Source organism: Streptomyces sp. NPDC006435 (assembly GCF_040612315.1).
Classification (GTDB): Bacteria; Actinomycetota; Actinomycetes; order Streptomycetales; family Streptomycetaceae; genus Streptomyces.
In genome coordinates this window covers 1-21,747 of the sequence record NZ_JBEXPY010000066.1, presented here as the reverse complement: position 1 = coordinate 21,747, position 21,747 = coordinate 1, and the positions used below count along the sequence as shown (strand labels likewise).

Below are 21,747 nucleotides of genomic sequence, written 5' to 3'. Positions count from 1 at the left end.
GTGGTGGGGAGTTGAGAGTCCTTGGAAACGGAAGAGCGCCGGGGTGCGGTGCTGTCGGCACCGGCCGCGGCGGCACGCCCGACGGCGAACGGGGCGAGGATCCCGCGCCAGCAGCTGTGGGTGGAAGAGCCCGCGGGACGGCGCCGGATGCCGGACCCGGTCCGCACGTCCGCCGTGCGCGCGGTTCTCATCATGTCGCTGACGATCATTCAGGCGATGGTGGCGTTCCTGTGCACGCTGACCGGGTCCTGGCTGGCGTTCCCGATGGTGCTGAGCAGTGTGGCCAGCACGGTGGTCGCGACCTGGTCGGTGCTGGACGTCTGGATCACCCGGCAGGTCTGGAACCAGCGCAACGGCGTGGTCTCCGCGCCGAGCAGTTCGGCACGGCAGCTGCGCCGCGAGCGGCGCAGGGCACGGCGGGCGGCCCGGGCCGCGAAGCGGGACGAGGCGCGGATACGCCGCCGGGGCACGGGAAACCTCTCACAGGCCTGAGCGCCCCGGACGGGGCCGGGATCTCCCGTCCGGATCGTGCCCGGCCCCTGTGGCCCCGGGCGCGATCCGGGCGGGAAGTCCCGGGGGCCGGGAACGCCCCTGTGGCGTGCTTCGGAGGTCCCGCCCGGCCGGGTACTTCCTAGGCTTCCTGTTCCGCGGGGGTCCGGTCGGTACCGGGCGGCGTCGTGGCGCGCTTGAACATGCGGGTGGCGGTGATCTCGCCGTGCACCGTCTCGCCGCCCGGGTCCTGCTGCGGCAGGCCAGGGCGCAGGTGCTCCTCCACGCTGATGTACTTCAGCCCGGCCCGCAGATCCGCGTCGTTGCGCAACCGGATGACCAGCGGGAATTCGGCGAGTGCCGTGGTGTCGAACAGCCCGGTCGTGTAGAGCAGCTGCACACCCAGGGCGTCGGACACCGCGCGCTGGAGCTCCAGCAGATAGGTGGCGTTGGCGCGGCCGATGGGGTTGTCCAGGAAGAGGGTGCCCGCGTGCCGGTGCTGGTGGCGGTCCCGGCCCCGGTCGTTGCTGCGCAGCGCGGCCATGGTGCAGTACAGGGCGATGGCGGCGGTGAGCAGCTGGCCGCCGGAGAAGACGTCGCCCATCTGTCCGACCGGGACGCGCTCGGCGCGGAGCACCGCGTCCGGCTTGAGGATCTCCACGGCGATGCCCCTGGGCTCCAGCGCCGCCTGCACACCGCGCAGCAGGAGGGACATGCCGTCCCTGCGCAGGTCGGAGTTCTTCCTCAGCGCGGCACGGGTGGCCTCGTCGATGACCTCGCCGAGCCGCTCGGTGAGGGTCGCCTGGTCGGGTTCCTCGAAGCGGATGCGGAGGAATTCCTGACCGGACCACTCCCCCAGTCCTTCCGGGAGCCGGGAGAGCCGCTGGGCCGAGCGCAGGGTGGTGAGCGCGGACTCCACGAGACCGCGCAGCCGGTCGACGATGGAGTCGCGGTTGCGTTCCAGCTGGGCCAGTTCGTCGGTGAGCACGCGGAGCCGGGGCGCGAAGGCGGCGGCCCACTTCTCGGCGTGCTCGGGCAGCGCGGCGGCGGGCAGCTCGCGGATCTGCTGGCGCGCGGGGGTGCGGACCTGTTCGTAGCGGGTGGAGTTGGCGTGCCGTACGAGGATGTCGCTCGCTTCCCGTACGGAGCTCTCGGCGGCGGAGAGGTCGGTGGCGCAGCCGCGCAGTGAGCGGCGGGCCTCGGCCGCGGACTGCCGGGCCTCGTCGAGGCTGCCGGGGTACGGCTCGGGGGCCTCCGCGTCGTCGTCCGCGCCGTGGTCCCTGAGCAGGTCCCGCAGGAGCGCGGCCGTCTCGTCGAAGCCGCCCGCCGAGTCCTCCGCGGTGCGGTGGGCGTGCAGCAGCTCGGCGTGGGCGGCGCGGGCGGTGTCCAGCGCCGCGGTGGCGGAGGCCAGTTCGGCCGTGGCGGTGCGCAGGAGCGCCTGGGCCTGCTCGGCGTCGGCGGGCACCAGCTCGTCGGGGAGTTCGGTGTGGTGGGACTCGCCGTCGGCCGGGGCCAGGCGCTCGGCCTCGCCCCGCAGCCGGCCCAGTTGCTCGCTCGCCGTGGAGGCCCGGGTCTCCAGGAGCTGCACCAGGGACTCGGCACGGGCCGCGGCGGCCTGCCGGGAGGGCCCGTCGGCGCCGTCGGTTCCTTCGAGGAGCTGGGCGGCCCGGGTGCGGACCTTGTTGGTGAGCCGGTCCAGCTCGGCGAGGGCGGCGCTCTCGTCGCTCTCCGCGCGGGCCTGTTCGGCGCGCAGATCCGCGCCGACGCCCACCTTCTCGTACAGCTGGGAGGCGGCCCGGTACGCCTCGCGCAGGGCGGGGAGCGCGGGGCGCGGGGCGTCGCCGTCGGGCTCCGGGAGCTGCTCGGGGGCGCCCGCGATCTCGGCGCGCTCGGCGCGCAGGGCACGGGCCGTGCGCCGGGCGTCGTCGGCGGCGCGCTGCGCGGCCCTGCGGTCCTCGTCGGCGGCGCGGGCCCGCTCCAGGAAGACGGTGGCACGGGCCTCGGACTCGGCCGCCTCGTCGGTCAGTTCGCGGAGCTTCACCTGCCAGCCGGCGCGTTCGCGCAGCCGGTACGCCAGGCCCGCGAGGGCGTCGGCGGCCCGGCGGGCGCGCTGGGCCGCCTCCTGGCGCTCGTCGCGGACGCGGGCGGTGTCCGCGGCCGCCTCGTCGGCCTCGGCGCGCACCGTACGGGCTTCCGCGAGTTCGGCCTCGGCGGTCTCCGCGACGGTGCGGGCGGTGCGGGCGGCCCCGGCGAGTTCGGCGAGCATGCCGGGCGGGCAGTCGGCACGCCAGGAACCGATGCGGGCGGCGAGGGAGCGGTCCGCGGTGAGCCGGGCGGCGAGGGAGCGGATGTCCTCGTCGCGGGCCGCGGCCCGGGTCCTGAGCGCCTGTCGTTCCTCGTCGGCCGCGTGCTCGTCGTGCATCGCCGGGTTCGGCGGGACGAGGAACACGCCCTCGGTGTGCGGGCCCGCGGCCGGGACGGGGGCGAGCAGCGCCGCGGCGGTGCCGACGGCGACCGCGGAGCGCGGCAGCAGGGCGGCGCCGTCGAGGACCTCGCGGGCGCGGGCGTGCGAGTCGGGGTCGGTGATGACCACGCCGTCGACCAGTTCGGGGCGGGTGGCGAGGACCGCCGCGTGGTCGGCGGGGTCCACGGCCTGGGCGAGGTACCGCCAGCCGGGCAGGGCGGGGATGCCGTGCTCGCCGAGGTACTCGACGGTGGCCAGGACGTCGGGCCCGGGGGGCAGCAGGCCGCCGTCGCCGAGCGCGCCGAGGATCCGCGCGTCGTCGGCGGCCGCAGTGCGCAGTTCGAAAAGACGCCGTTCGGCGGAGCCGATGCCCTGGTCGAGCAGCTCCCGCAGTTCGTCGGCGCTGCGGTCGAACTCCTGGGCCGTGAGCGGCCGTTCGCGATCGCCGGGCTGCTGCCCGGTGCCGGTGGGCGCGTGGTCGCCGCGGGCGGACCGGTCGTCCTGCTCTGCCCCGGCGGGGCGCGGGCCCGTTCCGGCCGGGCCGGTGTCCGTGTCGGTGCCGTCCGTGCCGTGCGGCGCGGGAAGGCCCAGCAGGTCGGCCAGCCGGTGGTCGGCGGCGATCGACTCGGCGGCCCTGAACTCGGCCTCGTACGACTGTTCCGCGGCCTGCGCGGCGTCGGCGGCGCGGGCCGCGGCGAGTTCGGCGCGGCTCTCGGCGGCCGCGGCCTCCCTGGCCCGGTCCGCGGCCGAGCGGGCGGCCTCCCTGGCGGTGTCCCAGGCGGCGACGGCGGCCTGCTCGGCGTCGCTCGCGGCGAGGGCTGCGCGCGCCGGGTCGGCGTCCGGCGCGGTGTCGTCGAGCCAGCCGGCCCGTACCGCCTGGGCCGTCTCCTGTTCGACCTCGGCGAGGCGCTGGCGCAGGTGTCCGGCCTCGCTGCGGGCGCGCTGGGCCTCGGTGGCGGCGGTGGTGGCGTCCCGGTGGGCGGTCTCGCCCGCGCTCTGCAGGGTGTCGGAGCGCCCCTCCTCCTCGTTGGCCAGGTTCTCCCCGGCCTCCGCGGCGATGTGCAGGGCCTGCACCAGGTCGGCGGCGGCCTCGGCGCGGGCGGCGAGCGCGGGCGCGGCGTCCCGTTCGGCCTCCCGGATGGCGGCGGCCACCCGCGCGGAGCGGTCGCCGGCCGCGCGGTGCCGCAGCACGGCCTCGGCGGCCTGCCAGGCGGAGTGCAGGGTGCGGGCGTCGACCAGTTCGCGGCGCTGGGCGGCGGCGCCCTTCTCCGCCGCGGCCAGGGCCAGGGAGGCGTGCCGGTAGGCCAGTTCGGCGGCGACCAGGGCGCTGCGGCCACGTGCCTCTTCGGCCGTGGTGACGGTGTGGGCGGCGCCCGTCACCTGCTGGGCGAGTTCGGTGCTGCGGCCGCGTTCCCGGCCGGCGCGGACGGAGAGCCTGCGGGCGAGCGTGCGGGTGCGGCGCTCGGCGCCGGCGTGGACGTCCCGGGCGCGGGAGCGGGTGCCCGCGGCCTCCACGATCCGTCCGAGCAGGTCGACCGAGCCCGCCGTGAAGTCGCGTTCGGCGGTCAGTTCGGCCCGGCGGCCCAGTTTGTTGCCGAAGCCGCCGACCAGGTCCGCGAGGCCGTCCGTGTCCCGGGTGTCGGTGACGGCCCGCAGCAGCAGGTCGGTGAAGTCGGAGTCCTTCTTGACCGCGAAGAGGCCCGCCGCCTCGCCCTCGTCGGCGTTCATCTCGCGCTGGTAGCGGAAGAGTTCGGGGTCGAGTCCGAGGTCCCCGAGGTGTTCGTTCCACCGGTCGTGGATCTCTTCCCAGTGCACGTCGAGGTGCTGGTAGAACTTGCCCGCCTCGGTCAGGGCGTCGCGGAAGCCCTTCATCGTGCGCCGTCTGCCCCGCGCTCCGGAGGCGCCTTCGGCGGACGGGCGTACGGAGGTGGCCTCGGCGACCGGCAGGGAGTCCAGGCTGAGTCCGGGTCCGGGCCGGAAGGAGTACCAGGCCTCGGCGAATTTCCTCGGGTCGTTGGAGACCTGCCGGCCGCGCCATTCGCTGACCTTGCCGACGACCACGCACTCGCCGGTGAGGGTGTGCTGCCACTCCAGGGCGACGTGTCCGCAGTCGTCGGCGAGGAGGAACTTGCGCAGCACGCCGGAGCTGGCCCCGCCGAGGGTGTTGCGGTGGCCGGGCAGCATCACCGAGAAGATCAGCTTCAGCAGCACCGACTTGCCGCCGCCGTTCTCCAGGAAGAGCACACCGGCGGGTGCCGGGCGGCGCGGCGGGCCGACCGGCTCCTCCTCGAAGAACTCCGCCTGGGCCGGCGCGGGGTTGGGCACGGGCTCGCCCACTCCGCGCAGGTCAAGCACGGTGTCGGCGTAGCGCGCACCGGCAGGCCCGATGGAGTAGAGGCGGACCCGGGACAGCTCGTACATGGCGGCGGACTCTCGTCGTTCGGGCGGTGGAGGCGGTGGAGGCGGTGGGGTGATGAAGGTCGTGGGGGCCGTGAAGGCGGTGGGACCGCGAAAGGGGCCGGTCAGGCGTGGAAGGGCAGACCGGCGTCGGCAACCAGTTCCAGGTCGTCGGGGTCGGGCGGCGGGAGCAGCGTCGCCGTGCCGTCGGTGACCGGGACGACGCCGAGCTCCAGCAGTTCGGCCATGGCGGCGCCGCCGGCCATGTCGCGCACCTGGAGCTGGTAGCGGGCGGTGGTGCGGAAGGCGCCGCCGGCGTCGTCCCCGGTGCGCTGGAGGAAACCGGAGTCGGTGAGGAAGGCGACGGCCTTCCCGACGATGCCGGTGGTGGAGCCCGCCAGCCGGCGGGCGTCCTTCGTCGCGCCGGTGGCACTGCGCCGGGCGTAGATCCGCCATGCCGCTTCGAGGCCGGGGGCGTCGGTGGCCGGGTCGGTGTTGTCCCCGTGCTCCTCCGCGCGCTCCTCCAGCCGGCGGCACGCCTGGCGTACGAAGGAGTCGACGCCGTTGACCGTGATGCGGCCGATGTACGCGTCGTCGGCGAGGTCCTCGGGGCGGGGGAAGGCCATCGCGGCGACGGCGAGGTGCGCGAGCCCGTGCAGGAAGCGGTCGGCGGAGTCGGAGGAGGCGCGGCGGGCGTAGTCGCCCATGCGGACGGCGAAGACGGAGTCCTCCCCCGCCGTCACGGCCATGCCCGCGCGGGTGGACACCTCCAGCACGACCAGGCCCAGCCCGGTCGCCACCGCGTCGGCGAGCCGGGCGAAGGCGGGCTCCTCCCGGTAGCGGCGGAGCAGTTCGGCGTACTCGGCGTCGCGGGCGGGCAGCAGTTTGGGCTGGAGGCCGAAGGCGACGAGCCGGGCGGCGTCGGCCGCGTCGGCCGGGGTGACGGACGCGGTGGTGGGACCCGCCGGGTCGGCGGGCGCCGCGCTCTCGGTGGCGTACGCGGCGGTCGGCTCGCCCCACGCGTCGGCGTGCTGTGCGCGGTGGTCGCTCACGACTGTCGCTCCTTGCTGCGGAAACTCTTCGGTACGGGGCGGACGGCGCGGGCTCTCGCGGTCGCGGTCCGGGGCGGTACGGGACTGGCGGTACTGGCTCTCGCCGCGGGCGTCCGGGGCGGTACGGGGCGGGCGGCGCACGCACCGGCGGATGTCACGTGCCCGCCGACGGGGCAGGGGCGCACCCGGCCGGCCGGTGCCGTCCGGGAGAACGGGTGGCGGGCCGGGCGCGCCGCGCCGGTCATGACGCCTCCGAGCGGTCCGCGGCCATACCGACCGCGTCCAGCAGGGCCGTGCCCACGATCAGGTCGGCACCGCCGAACTCCGGGTCGTCGAGCTGCGTCCCGTCGTCCACGGAGAACAGCAGGCGCTGCTCCCCCTGCCGGTAGGCGGTGCCGACCGGCGGGCTCGCGGCGTGCACCGCGAGCAGGGCGACCAGGTAGGGCAGTTCCGGATCGCGGCGGCGGGCCTCGGCGAGGAGTCCGGAGAGTCTTCTCGGGGCGTCGTGCTCCAGGTCGAGGAGCTCCATGGCGCTCGCGAGCTGCTCCTCGCTGAACCGGCTGTCGTCCGGGGTGGCGATCAGATCGGGTTCGGGCATCTCGGCGCCCAGGTGCTCCCGTTCCAGGGGCGGGGTGAGCAGCAGGTCGACGAGGTCGCCCATCCGTACCGAGGAGGGGGTGCGCAGCCCGGTGCCGCGGGCGAAGAAGGCGTCGGTGACGCGGATGGCCCGTTCCACGGGGAGCGGCAGCAGCGGGGCGACGAGCTGGCCGTAGAGGTCGAGGCCGGTGTGGGCGGCGGGGGTGGCGAACGCCTGCCGGTCCTGTTCGGCGCGGAAGAGCGGGCCGGCCTCCAGCAGGCGGGACTGCAGCTGGGTGTGGCGGCGGATGCAGTCCTTGACGATGTCGACGAGTTCGGCGGCGCGCCTCTTGTGCTCGGGTTCCTCGGCCTCGTCGCGGGCCTTGCGGATGTTGGTGAGGATCGCGTTCTCGTGGCGGTAGCGGTCGGCCACGTGGTCCAGCGCCTCGGCGATCATGTCGGGCACCGCGTTGAGCCAGTCGACCGCCCGGACGTTGCGCCGGGTGGCCTCCAGCGTCCTGCGGAGGGTCTCCGCGTACTGGACGGTGCGGTAGCGGGCCTGTTCGGCGGCGAGCTGCGCGTCCGCGAGGCGGCCCCGGCTGATGAGGACCTCCAGCTTGACCTCGGCGGCGATCTGGGCGCTGGTGACATCCGTGTCGAGGGCTCCGACCAGGACGTTGACGGCCTCGTCGGTGGTGCGGAGGTAGACCGCGCCGCCGTGGCCCGGGACCTCCTCGATCAGTTTGAAGTCGTAGTCCCGGCGGGTGTAGAGGCCGTCGGCGCCGAAGGTGCCGTACACGGCGCGGAACCCGCGGTCCACGCTGCCGACGTTGATCAGGTTCTCCAGCACCCAGCGGGCCACCCGCTCGTGCTCGGCGGCCGGGCGGGCCGGGGCCTGGGCGGCGACGCGGGGAAGCAGCCTGGCCACTATCTGGTCGTGGTCGGCGCCGGTGTCGAAGTCCATGTTGAGCGTCACGAGGTCGATCGCGGCGAGCGCCACCTCGGCCATCGCGTAGACCGTGTACTCCCCGGCCAGATTCGCCTTGCGCACATCGAGGTCGTGCAGCGGCGCCGTGCAGGCGAGCGCGCGCAGCCGCCGCGCGAGCCCCTCGTCGGCGGCCGGACCCGGGGCGGGTCGCGGCCCCGCGCTGAGCTGGGGCGCAGCGTTGTCCGTGTAGGCAGGCGAAGTCACGGTGCACAGATTAGGTCCTCGCACCGACACCGGTCGAAACGACGCAGAAGCGACCCCCGCCCGGGACCTGCTCCGGGCCCGCCCGGGGCCGTCGCCCGGCGGCCCGGCGGCCACCGTCACCGCCGTCGCGCGGGGCTCCGGCGGTGCGGTCGGCGCCGTCGTACGAAGTCCTGCGGCGCGGTCACGGCCGTTCGCCGGTGTGTCCGGGCGCGGGGGCGTCGCGGTCCGGTTCCGGAGTGCCGTATCCCCCGCCGCCGGGAGTGCGGAGCACCAGTACGTCGCCCGGCTCCAGATCGGCCGTGTCGCAGCCGCGCAGCGGGGTGGGCGGGCGGCCGTCCGGGTGCTCGACGTGCTGATCGCCCAGGGCGCCCGGTCCGCCGCCCGCCATGCCGTAGGGGCGGACCCTGCGGTGGCCGGAGAGCAGGGCCACGGTGACGGGTTCCAGGAAGCGGATCCGCCGCTCCACGCCGCGGCCGCCGTGCCGTCGGCCGACGCCCCCGCTGCCCTCCCGCACCCGGAAGTCCTCCAGCAGCACGGGGTAGCGCCATTCGAGGACCTCGGGGTCGGTGAGGCGGGAGTTGGTCATGTGGGTCTGTACGGCGTCGGCCCCGTCGAAGTCCTCGCCCGCGCCCGAGCCGCTCGCCACGGTCTCGTAGTACTGGACCCGTTCATTGCCGAAGGTGAGGTTGTTCATGGTGCCCGAGCCCTCGGCCTGGACGCCGAGGGCGGCGTACAGGGCGCCGGTGACGGCCTGGGACGTCTCCACGTTTCCCGCGACGGTGGCCGCCGGGTGGACGGGGGCCAGCATGGAACCCTCCGGGATCCGCACCTCCAGGGGCTCGAGGCAGCCGCTGTTGAGCGGGATGTCGTCGTCGACCAGGGTCCGGAAGACGTACAGCACGGCCGCCATGACCACGGACTTCGGCGCGTTGAAGTTGTCCGGCCGCTGCGGCGACGTGCCGGTGAAGTCGATGACCGCGCCCCGGGCGGCCCGGTCCACGGTGAGGGAGACCTCGATGACCGCGCCGCTGTCGGTCTCGTAGCGGTAGGCGCCGTCGTGCAGTTCGGCGACGATCCGGCGGACGGACTCCTCGGCGTTGTCCTGCACGTGGCCCATGTACGCGGCGACGGTCTCGCGTCCGAACTGGTCGACCATGTGCCGGAGTTCGGCGATGCCCTTCTCGTTGGCGGCGATCTGGGCGCGCAGGTCGGCGATGTTGGTGTCGGGGTCGCGGGAGGGGTGTGCGGCGGTGGTGAGCAGTTCGCGCGTCTCGGCCTCGCGGAACCTGCCGTCCCGGACCAGCAGCCAGTTGTCGAACAGCACGCCCTCCTCGTGGACGGTGCGGCTGAAGGCGGGCATGGAGCCGGGGGTGATGCCGCCGATCTCGGCGTGGTGTCCGCGCGAGGCCACGAGGAAGACCGGTTTCCCGCCGCCGTCCCGGTCGTCGAAGACCGGTGTCACGACGGTGACGTCGGGCAGATGGGTGCCGCCGTGGTACGGGTCGTTGACGGCGTACACGTCCCCGGGCCGCATCGACCCGGTGTTGCGGCGCAGCACCTCCTTGATGGACTCCCCCATCGAACCGAGGTGGACCGGGATGTGCGGGGCGTTGGCGATCAGGTTGCCGTCCGCGTCGAAGAGCGCGCAGGAGAAGTCCAGCCGTTCCTTGATGTTGACGGAGTGGGCCGTGTTCTCCAGACGCACACCCATCTGTTCGGCGATCGACATGAAGAGGTTGTTGAAGACCTCCAGCATGACGGGGTCGACCCGGGTGCCGACGGCCGTGCGCTCCGGCCGCGGGCTCGCCCGGGTGAGCAGCAGGTGGCCGGTGTCGGCGAGTGCGGCCCGCCAGCCCGGGGCGACGACGGTGGTGGCGTCCGCCTCGGTGATCACGGCGGGGCCGGTCACGGTGTCCCGGGGACGCAGCTCGTCGCGGCGGTGGAGGGGGGTGTCGTGCCAGTGTCCGTCGGCGAACATCCGCACGGTGTCGTGCGGTCGCGGTGGTGCGCCGCCCTGGCGCGGACGGCCGGCCGGCCGCGGCCGGTGGCTGCCCGCCGTTCCGGTCGCCTCGACCGAGACCGCCTCGACGACCAGGGGCTTGTCCATGGTGAACGAGTAGCGGGCGCGGTGCTCGGCGGTGAACGCCTCGGCCATGGCGGGGGCGGTGTCCAGGTCGACGGGCAGGCTCGCGTCCGTACCGGCGTAGCGCAGGAGCACCCGGGCGCGGGTGCTGATCGCGCTGTCGGGAATGGCGTCGGCGCGCAGTTCGGCACGGGTGCGGGCGGCCAGTTCGGCACAGAGCCCGCCCACCTCCTCGCGGGTCGTCGCGTTCAGTTCCGCCTCCACGGACCGTTCGCGCATGGCGGTGGCGTCGGCGAGACCGATGCCGTACGCGGAGAGCACACCGGCGAGCGGGGGCACCAGGACCGTGTCGATGCCCAGGGAGTCGGCGACGGCGCAGACGTGCTGGCCGCCGGCGCCGCCGAAGCCGGTGAGGGCGTAGCGGGTGATGTCGTGTCCGCGCTGCACGGAGATCCTCTTGACCGCGTTCGCCATGTTGAGCACGGCGATCTCCAGGAATCCGGCGGCGACCCCGGCGGCGGTGGGCCGGGTCCCGGTGGCGTGCGCGATCTCGTCGGCGAGCGCGGCGAAGCGTTCGCGCACCAGGCCGGTGTCGAGCGGCCGGTCGCCGTCCGGTCCGAAGACGGCCGGGAAGTACGCGGGCTGGATGCGGCCGAGCATCACGTTGGCGTCGGTGACGGTCAGCGGTCCGCCGCGGCGGTAGCAGGCCGGGCCGGGGATCGCGCCCGCCGAGTCGGGGCCGACCCGGTAGCGTCGGCCGTCGAAGTGCAGGACGGAGCCGCCGCCGGCCGCGACGGTGTGGATGCTCATCATGGGGGCGCGCATCCGGACACCGGCCACCTGGGTGCCCAGTTCGCGTTCGAACGCGCCCGCGTAGTGCGACACGTCGGTGGACGTGCCGCCCATGTCGAAGCCGATGACGCGGTCGAAGCCGGCCTGTCGGGAGGTGCGGGCCATGCCGACCACGCCGCCGGCGGGTCCGGAGAGCACCGCGTCCTTCCCCCGGAAGTGGGCGGCCTCGCGCAGCCCGCCGTTGGACTGCATGAACATCAGCCGGATGCCGTCGAGCTCCTCGGCGATCCCCTCGACGTACCGGCGCAGGATCGGCGACAGGTAGGCGTCGACGACGGTGGTGTCGCCGCGCGGTACGAGTTTGATCAGCGGGCTGACCTCGTGCGAGCAGCTGATCCGGGTGAAGCCCGCGGCGCGGGCCGCGGCGGCCACGGCGCGTTCGTGTTCGGGGTGGCGGTAGCCGTGCATCAGGACCACGGCGGCGGCGCGCAGTCCGTCGGCCCGTGCGGCCGCCAGGGGCGCGGTCAGGGCGTCCGGGTCCAGCGGGGTCACCACCCGGCCCCGGGCGTCGATCCGCTCGGGAACCTCGATCACCCGTTCGTAGAGGGCCTCGGGCAGCAGGATGCGGCGGTCGAAGAGCTTCGGCCGGTTCTGGTACGCGATGCGCAGGGCGTCGCGGAAGCCCCGCGTGATGACCAGGACGGTCGGCTCGCCGCGCCGTTCCAGCAGGGCGTTGGTGGCGACCGTCGTGCCGATCCGCACCGTGTCCACCCGGTCGGCGGGGACCGGTTCGCCGGGGCCGAGGCCCAGCAGTGCCCTGATCCCGGCCACGCCGGCGTCGCGGTAGCGGTCCGGGTCGTGGGAGAGGAGTTTGCGGGTGACCAGCCGTCCGTCCGGGTCCCGGCCCACGACGTCGGTGAACGTGCCGCCACGGTCGATCCAGAACTCCCAGCGTCCGCTCATCCCTCCATGGTGGCCCGCGGGGCGGGCCGGGGGCCGGGCGGCGCGGCGGGTCCGGGGCGTGGTCGGCCCGTACGGCGGGTGTCGGGCCGTCGGGCGCCGGGCCGGTGCGGCGGGGTGCGTGTCCGGGTGCCGACCCGGTTCGGCGGGATGTCCGTCCGGGTGTCGGGCCGGTGCGGCAAGGTGCCGGGGCGGGGGCCTGGCCGGTTCGGCGGGATGTCCGTCCGGGGGCCTGGGCCGGGGCCGCGCCCCGCGCGGTCAGACCGCGGGGGCGTCGGGTCCGATCCGGCTGCGTACCGCCGTCTGCACCTCGGCCTCCTCGGCCGGGTCCGCGGCGAGGCGGCGCAGGCGTTCGGCGACCTTGATGTCGCCGGTCTCCGCGTGGAGCGCGGCGACCTCCCGGGTGGTCTCCTCGCAGTCCCACAGGCACTCGACGGCGAAGCCGGTGGCGAAGGAGGGATCGGTGGCGGCCAGTGCGCGGGCCGTCCGGCCGCGCAGGTGCGACGAGGACGTCTCCCGGTAGACGTGCCGCAGCACGGGGGCGGCGCAGGCGATGCCGAGCCGGCCCGCGCCGTCGACGAGGGTCCACAGCCGCGGGGTGTCCGGCCCCTCGCCCCGTACGGCCTCGCGGAGCGCGCCGAGGACCAGGGAGGCGTCCTGGGCGCCGCCCCGGCAGGCGAGCACTCCGGCGGCGGAGGCGCCGAGCGCGTCGGGCCGCCGGGCCCAGCGCCGGGCCCGGTCCACGGCCGCCTCTCCGCACATCCGCTCGAAGGCGGCGACGGACGCCTCGGCGACGGTGTGCGAGGGACTCGCCGCCCCGGCCTCGATCAGATCGAGCACGTCCGGATCCCTGGCCTCCGCCAGGTGGTGCAGGGCGGCGCAGCGCGCGCCGTCGGGGCCGCTGCGGGCGGCCTCGAGAATCGCGGGCCGGTCCTCGGGGCCCGCGACGGCGTTGAGGCAGCGGGCGGCGGGCACGTGCAGGGCGCTGCCGCGCTCGTGTCCCTGCTGGGCCCAGTCGAAGACGGCCTGGACGCTCCAGCCGGGGCGGGGGCCGCCGGGCCGCATCTGGCGCTGCCAGCGGTCGAACGAGCCGCGTTCCGACGCGGCCCTGATCCGGCCGCCGACCGCCTCGCGCGGGTCCTCCGCCCAGAGCCGCCAGGGGCGGGGCTCGTAGGCGTCCCGTACGGTGGCGGCCAGTTCGGCGGCGCCCTCCTCGGTGTCCGGGAACCTGCCGAGGACGGGCACGGCGAGGGCGCGGAGCCCCGCGTCGTCGTCGCGCAGGGCGAGCTCGTCCAGGGCCCAGGCCCAGTTGGCGCCGGTCGCGGCGTACCGCCGCAGCAGGGCCAGGGCGTCCTCGCGTCCGTACGAGGCGAGGTGGCCGAGCACGGAGAGGGCCAGGCCGGTGCGCGAGTCGTCGGTGTCGAGGTGGTCGTCGGGACCGCACAGGTGCCGTTCGATCTCCTCGATGCCGCCGTCGAGGTCGAGATACAGGCGTGCGTAGTAGAGGGAGCGGTTCTCCACCTGCCAGTCGTGACGCGGGTCGCTCAGGACGCAGTGGTTGAGAGCCGCCAGGGCCTCGGGGCGCGGTGCGGCGAGCGCGTGGAGCGTGCCGTCGCCGCGGCCTCTCTGCAGCAGGCCGAGCAGGGTGCCGCTCGGCGCTATGAACGGATCGAACATGGAAAGAGCCTCACATCAAGCTGTCGACGCAACCGGGACTGTGCAGTTCCAAGTGCCGGGTGGGCACTACGCCGCGCAGCGACATGATCGGCCGACCGCCGTCTTCTGCTTGGTGTAGACCATCTTCCTCTGCCTCTCGTCGGTGGCCCGAACCAGGGCCCGCGACGTCATGATGACCCAGCCATTTCGCCACCGCGACCACATTTACGGCGTACCCGGTCAGCGGGAGCCGAAGAGTTCCAGCAGGTCGGCCTTGCCGAACATGCGGGCCGTGTCCAGGGCGGAGGGCGTTCCGGCGGCCGGGTCGGCCCCCGCCGCGAGCAGTGCCCCGATCACCGCGTCCTCACCCTTGAAGACCGCGCCGGCGAGCGGCGTCTGACCCCGGTCGTTGGCCCGGTCCGGGTCGGCCCCGCGGTCGACGAGGGCCGTGACCGCGGCGGCGTGCCCGTGGTACGCGGCGAGCATCAGCAGCGAGTCCCCCCGGTCGTTGGTGAGGTTCGCGGGCACGCCGGCGTCGACGTACGCGGCGAGCGTCTCCGTCTCACCGCTGCGGGCGAGGTCGAAGACCTTCGTCGCCAGCTCGATCACCTCGGGATCGGGAGTTTCGCTCATCAGAGGGGCCGCCTTCCGTTTTCCGGTCCCGACTGCCGCCGAACCGCCTGGACGCACGCCGTGAAGGCCGTACGAATGAACCGACAGGGTACTGCCCGTCCGGCCGGACGGACCGGCAGTACCCGGAACGGGGAATCGAACGCGGCGCCCCCGCCGCGCATTCCGCTTCACCGGATTCACCGGAACCACCCTGCGGCCATTCAAGTGAAAATAACGACTTTTCACCCGAATGCAGCTTTTGTCGCATGGATACTTCCGGTGAACCTGGAAGGACTCATGGTGACCGTCCCCCCGACCAGGAGAACCTCTCATGATCCTGTCCATGTCAGGCGTCGTCATTCTCGGCATCATCGTCTTCCTGTTCTTCAGGAAGGACGGCCTCAAGGCCTCGCACGCCCTCGTCACCGCCCTGTTCGGCTTCTACCTGGCGGGCACCGCCATCGCACCGAGCATCACCGCGGGCGGCGCGAGCCTCGCCGGCCTCCTGGGCGGGATCAAGTTCTGACCCTCCTCGACCGCTCCCACCCCTTCAGGAGACAGACGTGGCCCGGCGACCACTCCCCCGCATTCTGAGCAGCGGCAGCGCCTCGATCACTCGCAGTCGCGAGTTCGCGCGCACGGCCGCCGACAACGCCACCGACGTCCTCCATCCGCTGTTCACGGTCACCCGTGGTCTGCGGCTGCTGGTCGGCACCGGACGGCAGAGGTGGGCCGCGACGCCCAAGGACCGGCGTGGTCCCACGCTGTTCCTCGTCGCGGCCTGCGTCCTGGCGTTCGCGCTCATGCCGTACGGGGGGCTGATCGCCCTGGTCACGGTGATGGGCGCCGCCGCCTGGGCGGGGCGGGAGCGGACCCCCGTGAAGACCGGCCCCGACGAGACGGAGACCGCGCGGCTCCGGTCCCTGTACGAGGCGCTCGTGCCGTACTTCTCCGCGGCCGACGACCCCGATCCGCTGTTCGCCCACGGCGGCGACTGGGCGAAGGTCCTCGACGAGTACCGGTTCGACGGCAACGGACGGCTGACCCGCCTCCAGGTGACGTACCCCGCCCACTTCACCGACAGCGAGGCCGCCTCCCGGGCCCGGATCGAGCAGTTGCTGCACACCAAGTCCGGCCGCGGCCGCGAGTACCGCTTCGTCTGGGACGAGGAGGCGAACCGGCTCGTCATGGAGGTCCTCGCCCCCCTGCCCACCTCGATCTGCGCCCAGCGGTTCGTGACCGCGCCCGGCGAGACCGTGCTGGGCTTCACCGACGACGGCGCGGTGCAGCGCACGGTCCCGGTGCAGGACGGCGACACGATGCGCGACGCCCCTCCGGTCGTCTGGCGGACGGGCGCCCGCTCCACCGAGCCGCACCTGCTGGTCGTCGGGCAGCCCGGCAGCGGCACCACGACACTGATGCGCTCCATCGCCCTCCAGGCGCTCCAGCACGGCGACGTCCTGATCGTCGAGGGCGGCGGGACGGGCGAGTACGCCTTCCTGGCCGGACGCGACGGCGTGCTGGCCCTGGAGTGCAGCCCGGCCGGCGCCTCGGCGACCCTGGAGTGGGCGGCCCACGAGACGGAACGGCGGCTGCTCGCCGCGAACCGGGCCCGGCAGGCCGGTCACCCCGCCCCCGACGACGTCAGGCGCCCGCTGTGGATCCTGCTGGACCGGCCCGGCGTCCTCGGTCACCTGGCCGCCGCCGAGAACCGGCCCGACCCGCGGGATCTGCTCCAGGTGCCGCTGCGGCACGGCAGGACCGCCAACGTCACCGTGGTGCTGGCCGACCAGTTCGACGGCCTGGACTCCCTCGGCGAGACCGTCCTGGCCCACACCCGGGCCCGGGTGGTGCTCGGCCACTGCTCCCCCGAACAGATCGGGAAGGCGCTCGGCGCCGAACCCCCCACCACCCCGCCCCCCGGCATCCCGGCCGGCCGCGGCTACGCCCGGCTCGGCACCGGTCCGGTGCTCCGGCTCCAGGTGCCCGCCACGCCCGATCCCTACGACGAGGCGACCGGCGAGGCACAGCGGCAGTCGGTGCTCTGTCTGCTCCCGGAGCGGCATGACCCCGCCGGGGCGGACACACCGGACGGGGCGGACGCGGCGGACGCCGGGCCGAGCTCCCTGGAAGGCGTCCCGGAACCGGTGCTGCCGCGCACCATGACCGCCGCCGTGGCCGCCGAGGCGGTCGACTGACGGGGCCGGGCGGGACCGGTCGCCGGACCGGCCCCGCCCCGGTCAGGCGACGAACGTCCGCGGCGTCTCGACCCCGGCGCCCGCGCCCGACCCCACCAGCTGCGCGGCCGCCGCGAGCCGGACCGCCGCCTCGTCCGCCACCGGCCCGGTGACCGTGAACGGCAGCCGCACGTACCCCTCGAAGGCTCCGTCGACCCCGAAGCGGGGGCCGGAGGGAACCCGGATGCCGACCCGCTCGCCCGCCACCGCGAGCCGGGAGCCGGAGAGGCCGCCGGTGCGCACCCAGAGCGTGAGACCACCGCTCGGCACGGAGAACTCCCAGTCGGGCAGTTCCCGGCGGACCGCGGCGACGAGCGAGTCCCGGTTCTCCCGCGCCTGCTCGCGCCTCAGCCGGACGGCCTCCTCCCAGCCGCCGGTGCGCATCAGCCAGTTGACCGCGAGCTGTTCCAGGACGGGCGTCCCCATGTCGGCGTAGGCGCGGGCGGCCACCAGGCTGCGGATCACGTCCGGGGCGGCGCGCACCCAGCCGATCCGCATGCCCGCCCAGAACGCCTTGCTCGCCGACCCGACGGTGAGCACCGTGGAGCCCGCCGGGTCGAAGGCGCAGACCCTGCGCGGCATCCGCACGTCGTCGTCGAGGCGGAGCTCGTTCATCGTCTCGTCGACGACCAGGACCGTGCCCGCGGAGCGGGCGGCGTCCACCAGCTCCCGCCGCCGGTCCTCGTCGGCGAGCGCGCCGGTCGGGTTGTGGAAGTCGGCGACGACGTAGGCGAGCCGCGGCGCCGCGTCCCGCAGCACCTGCCGCCACCGGTTCATGTCCCAGCCGCCGAGCCCCTCCTCCATCGCCACCGGCACCAGCCGGGCGCCCGTCTCCCGCATCAGCTGCAGGATGTTGGCGTAGCTCGGGGACTCCACCGCGATCCGCTCGCCGCGGCCCGCGAAGAGGTGGCAGATCGCATCGATCGCGCCCATCGCCCCGGTGGTGACCATGATCTGTTCGGGCATGGTCGGGATGCCGTGCCCGGTGTACCGGTCGGCGATCATCTGCCGCAGGGCGGGCAGTCCGGCCGGGTAGTCGCCGTGGGTGTGGGCGTACGGCGCGAGCTCCTCGATGGCGCCCTGCACGGCCCGGGTCAGCCAGGGCTCGGGCGCGGGCAGCGAGGCGCAGCCCAGGTCGATCATCGAACCGAGCGACTCCGGGGGCAGCGGCTCCAGACCGCGCGCGGGCAGCGGATTGCCCGCGGGCACGGCGGTCCAGCTGCCGGCCCCCCGCCGGGACTCCAGGAACCCCTCGCTCCGCAGCGCCTCGTAGGCGGCGGCGACGGTGGTGCGGCTGACGGACAGCGCGAGCGCCAGTTCGCGCTCGGCGGGCAGCCGGGCGGCGACCGGCACCCGGCCCTCCAGGACCAGGAGACGGATGCCGTCGGCCAGTGCACGATAGGCGGGCGGGCGGCGGGTGCCCGGCCCGGCGGGCCGGGACTGCTGCGCCTGGAGCTGCCGGGCGAGCTGGGCCGCACCCACTGCCGAGGTCCACTGAGCCATGGAAATCAGTCCACCTTCCTCGGATTGGCCATAGTTGGCAGCCAATCCCCTGCCACAGAGTGACACGCGGCAGTCCACATCCACCACACCAGGGGGCACCCTTGTCCGTCACCGCAGCCCCTCGCGGGGTCCTCCTCACCCGTCGGCTGATCCAGCTGTACGTCGGGCTCGCGCTGTACGGGGCCAGTTCCGCGCTCCTGGTACGGGCCGGTCTGGGCCTGGAACCCTGGGGCGTGCTGCACCAGGGGCTGGCCGAACGCACCGGACTGTCCATCGGGGTCGTCTCGATCGTCGTCGGCGCCGTCGTCCTGCTGCTGTGGATACCGCTCCGGCAGCGGCCCGGGCTGGGCACCGTCTCCAACGTCTTCGCCGTCGGCGTGGCCATGGACGGCACGCTCGCGCTGATGCCCGAGCCGGACGGTCTCGTGGTGCGGAGCGCCGTGCTGGTCGCGGGGGTCGTCGTCAACGGGATCGCGACGGGCCTGTACATCGCGGCGCGCTTCGGCCCGGGGCCGCGCGACGGGCTCATGACCGGGCTGCACCGGCGCACCGGCCGCTCCGTCCGGCTCGTGCGCACCCTGCTGGAGGTGGCGGTCGTGGTGACCGGCTTCCTGCTCGGCGGTTCCCTCGGCGTGGGCACGGTCCTGTACGCCCTGGCCATCGGCCCGCTCGCCCAGCTCTTCCTGCGGCTGTTCGCGGTCGGCGGGGCGCCGTCCGGGGAAGGCGCCGGGACATCCGTCGCGTCCGCGCCGGACGACGGAGACGGGGCCGTCACCGACCGGACACCGGGGCAGGCCATACTTCCGCAGTGACCTCCGTACGCCACCCCTACCTGGACCACCCCGCGACGATCCCCTTCGCCCACCGGGGCGGTGCCGCGGACGGGATCGAGAACACCGCGGCCGCGTTCCGCCGGGCCGCCGACGCCGGGTACCGCTACTTCGAGACCGACGTGCACACCACGTCGGACGGCCGCCTGGTGGCCTTCCACGACGCCACCCTGGACCGGGTGACGGACGCCCGCGGCCGGATCGCCGAGCTGCCGTGGAGCGAGGTGGCCCGGGCCCAGGTGGCGGGCCGGGAGCCGCTGCCGCTCTTCGAGGAGCTGCTGGAGGAGTTCCCCGAGGCCCGGTGGAACGTGGACATCAAGGCCGGATCCGCCCTGGAACCGCTGATCGGACTGATCCGCCGGACCGACGCCTGGGACCGGGTGTGCGTCGGCTCGTTCTCGGAGGCCAGGGTCGCCAGGGCCCACCGGCTGGCGGGCCCCCGGCTGGCCACCTCCTACGGCGTCCGCGGCGTGCTGGGGCTGCGGCTGCGCTCGTACGGCATACCGGCGGCACTGCGGGCGGGGGCGGTGTGCGCCCAGGTGCCGGAGAGCCAGAACGGGGTCCGGGTGGTCGACCGCCGCTTCGTGCGCGAGGCGCACGCGCGCGGGCTCCAGGTGCACGTATGGACCGTGAACGAGCCGGAACGGATGGCAGCGCTCCTCGACCTCGGCGTGGATGGCATCATGACCGATCACATCGAGACGCTGCGCACGGTGTTGGACGAACGGGGAGCCTGGGCCTGATGTCGCCGCGCGGGGTCTTCACGGGGAGAGATGAGGGGGTTGCGGCTTGAACGCCGAGACCGCGGACACCGCCGAGCCGACCGGACCGACCGAGGGGTCCGACGGCGCCGCGAGCCGCAGACGCGAACAACGCGGCTGGTACTTCTACGACTTCGCCTGCTCGGTCTACTCGACGAGCGTGCTGACGGTGTTCATCGGGCCCTATCTCACCTCGATCGCCAAGGCCTCCGCCGACGCCGACGGCTTCGTGCATCCGCTCGGCATCCCGGTGCGCGCCGGCTCGCTGTTCCCCTACGCGATCTCCGTGTCCGTCGTGATCGCGGTGATCCTGATGCCGATCGCGGGGGCCGCGGCGGACCGCACGGGCCGGAAGAAGCCGCTGCTCGCGGCCGCCGCCTACGTGGGGGCCGCCGCGACCACCGGCATGTTCTTCCTGGACGGCCACCGCTATCTGCTCGGCGCCTTCCTGCTGATCGTGGCGAACGCGTCGGTCTCGGTGTCGATGGTGCTCTACAACGCCTATCTGCCGCAGATCGCCGAACCCGACGAACGGGACGCGGTCTCCTCGCGGGGCTGGGCCTTCGGGTACACCTCGGGCGCGTTCGTCCTCGTCCTGAACCTGGTGCTGTACACGGGCCACGACTCGTTCGGCCTCTCCGAGTCCGACTCGGTGCGGATCTGCCTGGCCTCGGCCGGTGTCTGGTGGGGGGCCTTCACGATCGTGCCCCTGCGCAGACTGCGCGACCGGAAGGTGGCGCCGAGCGGCGAGGGGGCGGTCGGCTCGGGGTGGCGGCAGCTCCTGGCCACCCTGCGCGACATGCGCCGCCATCCGCTGACGCTCTCGTTCCTGCTGGCGTACCTCGTGTACAACGACGGGGTCCAGACGGTGATCTCCCAGGCTTCGGTGTACGGCTCGGAGGAGCTGGGCCTCGACCAGACGACGCTGATCACGGCGGTGCTGCTGGTGCAGGTGCTCGCGGTGGCCGGGGCGCTGGGGATGGGCCGGCTGGCCCGGACGCACGGCGCGAAGCGCACGATCCTCGGCTCGCTCGTGGTCTGGACACTGATCCTGCTCGCCGGTTATTTCCTGCCGGCCGGCGAGCCCGCCTTCTTCTACGCGCTGGCCGCGGCGATCGGTCTGGTGCTCGGCGGCAGCCAGGCGCTGTCGCGCTCGCTGTTCTCCCATCTGGTGCCGCGCGGCAAGGAGGCCGAGTACTTCTCCGCGTACGAGATGAGCGACCGCGGCCTGAGCTGGCTGGGGCCGCTGGTGTTCGGGCTCGCGTACCAGCTGACCGGCAGTTATCGGGACGCGATCGTCTCACTGGTGGCCTTCTTCGCGATCGGTTCCGTACTGCTCGCGAGGGTGCCGATCCGGCGTGCCGTGGCGGCCGCGGGCAATCCCGTGCCGGAACGGATTTAGACGTCGAAGTGAAAGGCCGGTAGTGTACGCCTTTGGCCTGCCCGGAGGACCGTTACTGCGAGTGGAAGAAGCCGAACCGTTGGGTGACAACTACCGCCAGATGTGACAAACCGGGCATGGGTGGGTACCCCACCCATGAAAAAGCAGCGGCACGACGGGCGACGCAGACCGGCAACGGGAATCTTTGCCGCCGACCGGACGTTGACCGGATGACGACGACAGCGACACCTGTCCTGTGGGCGACAAGCCCGGGAGGCACGATTCATGAGTGAGCGAGCTCTCCGCGGTACGCGCCTCGTGGTTACCAGCTACGAGACGGACCGCGGCATCGATCTGGCCCCGCGCCAGGCGGTGGAGTACGCATGCCAGAACGGACATCGTTTTGAGATGCCGTTCTCGGTAGAGGCGGAAATTCCGCCGGAGTGGGAGTGCAAGGCGTGCGGCGCCATGGCACTCCTGGTGGACGGGGATGGCCCCGAGGAGAAGAAGGGCAAGCCCGCGCGTACGCACTGGGACATGCTCATGGAGCGGCGCACCCGCGAGGAGCTGGAGGAAGTGCTGGCCGAGAGGCTGGCGGTCCTGCGCTCCGGAGCCATGAACATCGCCGTGCATCCGCGGGACAGCAGGAAGTCCGCCTGACCGCACAGCACCACCACAGAGCCCCCGGGGGCGGGGCCCGCCCCCGGGGGCGACCCGCGGGACGAGCAGGGAGACAAAAAAAACATCGCAAAACAGCTCAAA

The 21,747-nt window shown here is 74.1% G+C and carries 14 protein-coding genes; 7 read left to right on the top strand and 7 right to left on the bottom strand.

The genetic code is table 11. The annotated features are described in order from the left end of the window. The first annotated feature begins 21 nt into the window (after positions 1-21). On the top strand, positions 22-492 hold the full coding sequence (locus ABZZ04_RS36235; protein WP_356936493.1) for a hypothetical protein: 471 nt from the start codon (positions 22-24) through the stop codon (positions 490-492). A 139-nt stretch (positions 493-631) separates the two neighbouring features. On the opposite strand, the gene ABZZ04_RS36230 is transcribed toward ABZZ04_RS36235, so the two are convergent. From ABZZ04_RS36230 to ABZZ04_RS36205, 6 genes are all read right to left on the bottom strand, one after another. Next, positions 632-5,374, bottom strand: a complete 4,743-nt coding sequence (locus ABZZ04_RS36230; protein WP_356936492.1) for a hypothetical protein — start codon at positions 5,372-5,374, stop codon at positions 632-634. Positions 5,375-5,475: 101 nt separating this feature from the next. Continuing rightward, positions 5,476-6,402: a hypothetical protein gene (locus ABZZ04_RS36225; protein ID WP_356936491.1), complete on the bottom strand. Its 927-nt coding sequence runs from the start codon at positions 6,400-6,402 to the stop codon at positions 5,476-5,478. A gap of 241 nt (positions 6,403-6,643) precedes the next feature. After that, positions 6,644-8,170, bottom strand: a complete 1,527-nt coding sequence (locus tag ABZZ04_RS36220; RefSeq protein WP_356936490.1) for a hypothetical protein — start codon at positions 8,168-8,170, stop codon at positions 6,644-6,646. Between the two features lie 181 nt (positions 8,171-8,351). After that, entirely contained in the window at positions 8,352-12,008 is a 3,657-nt protein-coding gene (locus ABZZ04_RS36215; protein ID WP_356936489.1) for a hydantoinase B/oxoprolinase family protein, read from the bottom strand. A gap of 255 nt (positions 12,009-12,263) precedes the next feature. Beyond that, complete coding sequence (locus ABZZ04_RS36210) at positions 12,264-13,682, bottom strand: HEAT repeat domain-containing protein (RefSeq protein ID WP_356936488.1); 1,419 nt, start codon at positions 13,680-13,682, stop codon at positions 12,264-12,266. Between the two features lie 219 nt (positions 13,683-13,901). Beyond that, on the bottom strand, positions 13,902-14,294 hold the full coding sequence (locus ABZZ04_RS36205; RefSeq protein WP_356936487.1) for an ankyrin repeat domain-containing protein: 393 nt from the start codon (positions 14,292-14,294) through the stop codon (positions 13,902-13,904). Positions 14,295-14,604: 310 nt separating this feature from the next. On the opposite strand from ABZZ04_RS36205, the gene ABZZ04_RS36200 reads away from it, so the two are divergent. Further along, positions 14,605-14,799, top strand: coding sequence for a hypothetical protein (locus ABZZ04_RS36200; protein WP_018103962.1), 195 nt, complete (start codon positions 14,605-14,607; stop codon positions 14,797-14,799). 37 nt (positions 14,800-14,836) lie between these two features. Beyond that, positions 14,837-16,471: a hypothetical protein gene (locus ABZZ04_RS36195; protein WP_356936486.1), complete on the top strand. Its 1,635-nt coding sequence runs from the start codon at positions 14,837-14,839 to the stop codon at positions 16,469-16,471. A gap of 42 nt (positions 16,472-16,513) precedes the next feature. On the opposite strand, the gene ABZZ04_RS36190 is transcribed toward ABZZ04_RS36195, so the two are convergent. After that, entirely contained in the window at positions 16,514-18,013 is a 1,500-nt protein-coding gene (locus ABZZ04_RS36190; RefSeq protein WP_356936485.1) for a PLP-dependent aminotransferase family protein, read from the bottom strand. Between the two features lie 101 nt (positions 18,014-18,114). On the opposite strand from ABZZ04_RS36190, the gene ABZZ04_RS36185 reads away from it, so the two are divergent. From ABZZ04_RS36185 to ABZZ04_RS36170, 4 genes are all read left to right on the top strand, one after another. Then, positions 18,115-18,825: a hypothetical protein gene (locus tag ABZZ04_RS36185; RefSeq protein WP_356936484.1), complete on the top strand. Its 711-nt coding sequence runs from the start codon at positions 18,115-18,117 to the stop codon at positions 18,823-18,825. After that, the gene (locus tag ABZZ04_RS36180) at positions 18,822-19,586 is read left to right on the top strand and encodes a glycerophosphodiester phosphodiesterase family protein (RefSeq protein ID WP_356936483.1); all 765 of its coding nucleotides are present in this window, start codon (positions 18,822-18,824) and stop codon (positions 19,584-19,586) included. Before ABZZ04_RS36185 ends, ABZZ04_RS36180 begins: the two co-directional genes overlap by 4 nt. 46 nt (positions 19,587-19,632) lie before the next feature. After that, positions 19,633-21,006: an MFS transporter gene (locus ABZZ04_RS36175; RefSeq protein ID WP_356936482.1), complete on the top strand. Its 1,374-nt coding sequence runs from the start codon at positions 19,633-19,635 to the stop codon at positions 21,004-21,006. Positions 21,007-21,270: 264 nt separating this feature from the next. After that, positions 21,271-21,645, top strand: coding sequence for an RNA polymerase-binding protein RbpA (locus ABZZ04_RS36170; RefSeq protein ID WP_007262928.1), 375 nt, complete (start codon positions 21,271-21,273; stop codon positions 21,643-21,645). Positions 21,646-21,747: the final 102 nt, after the last annotated feature.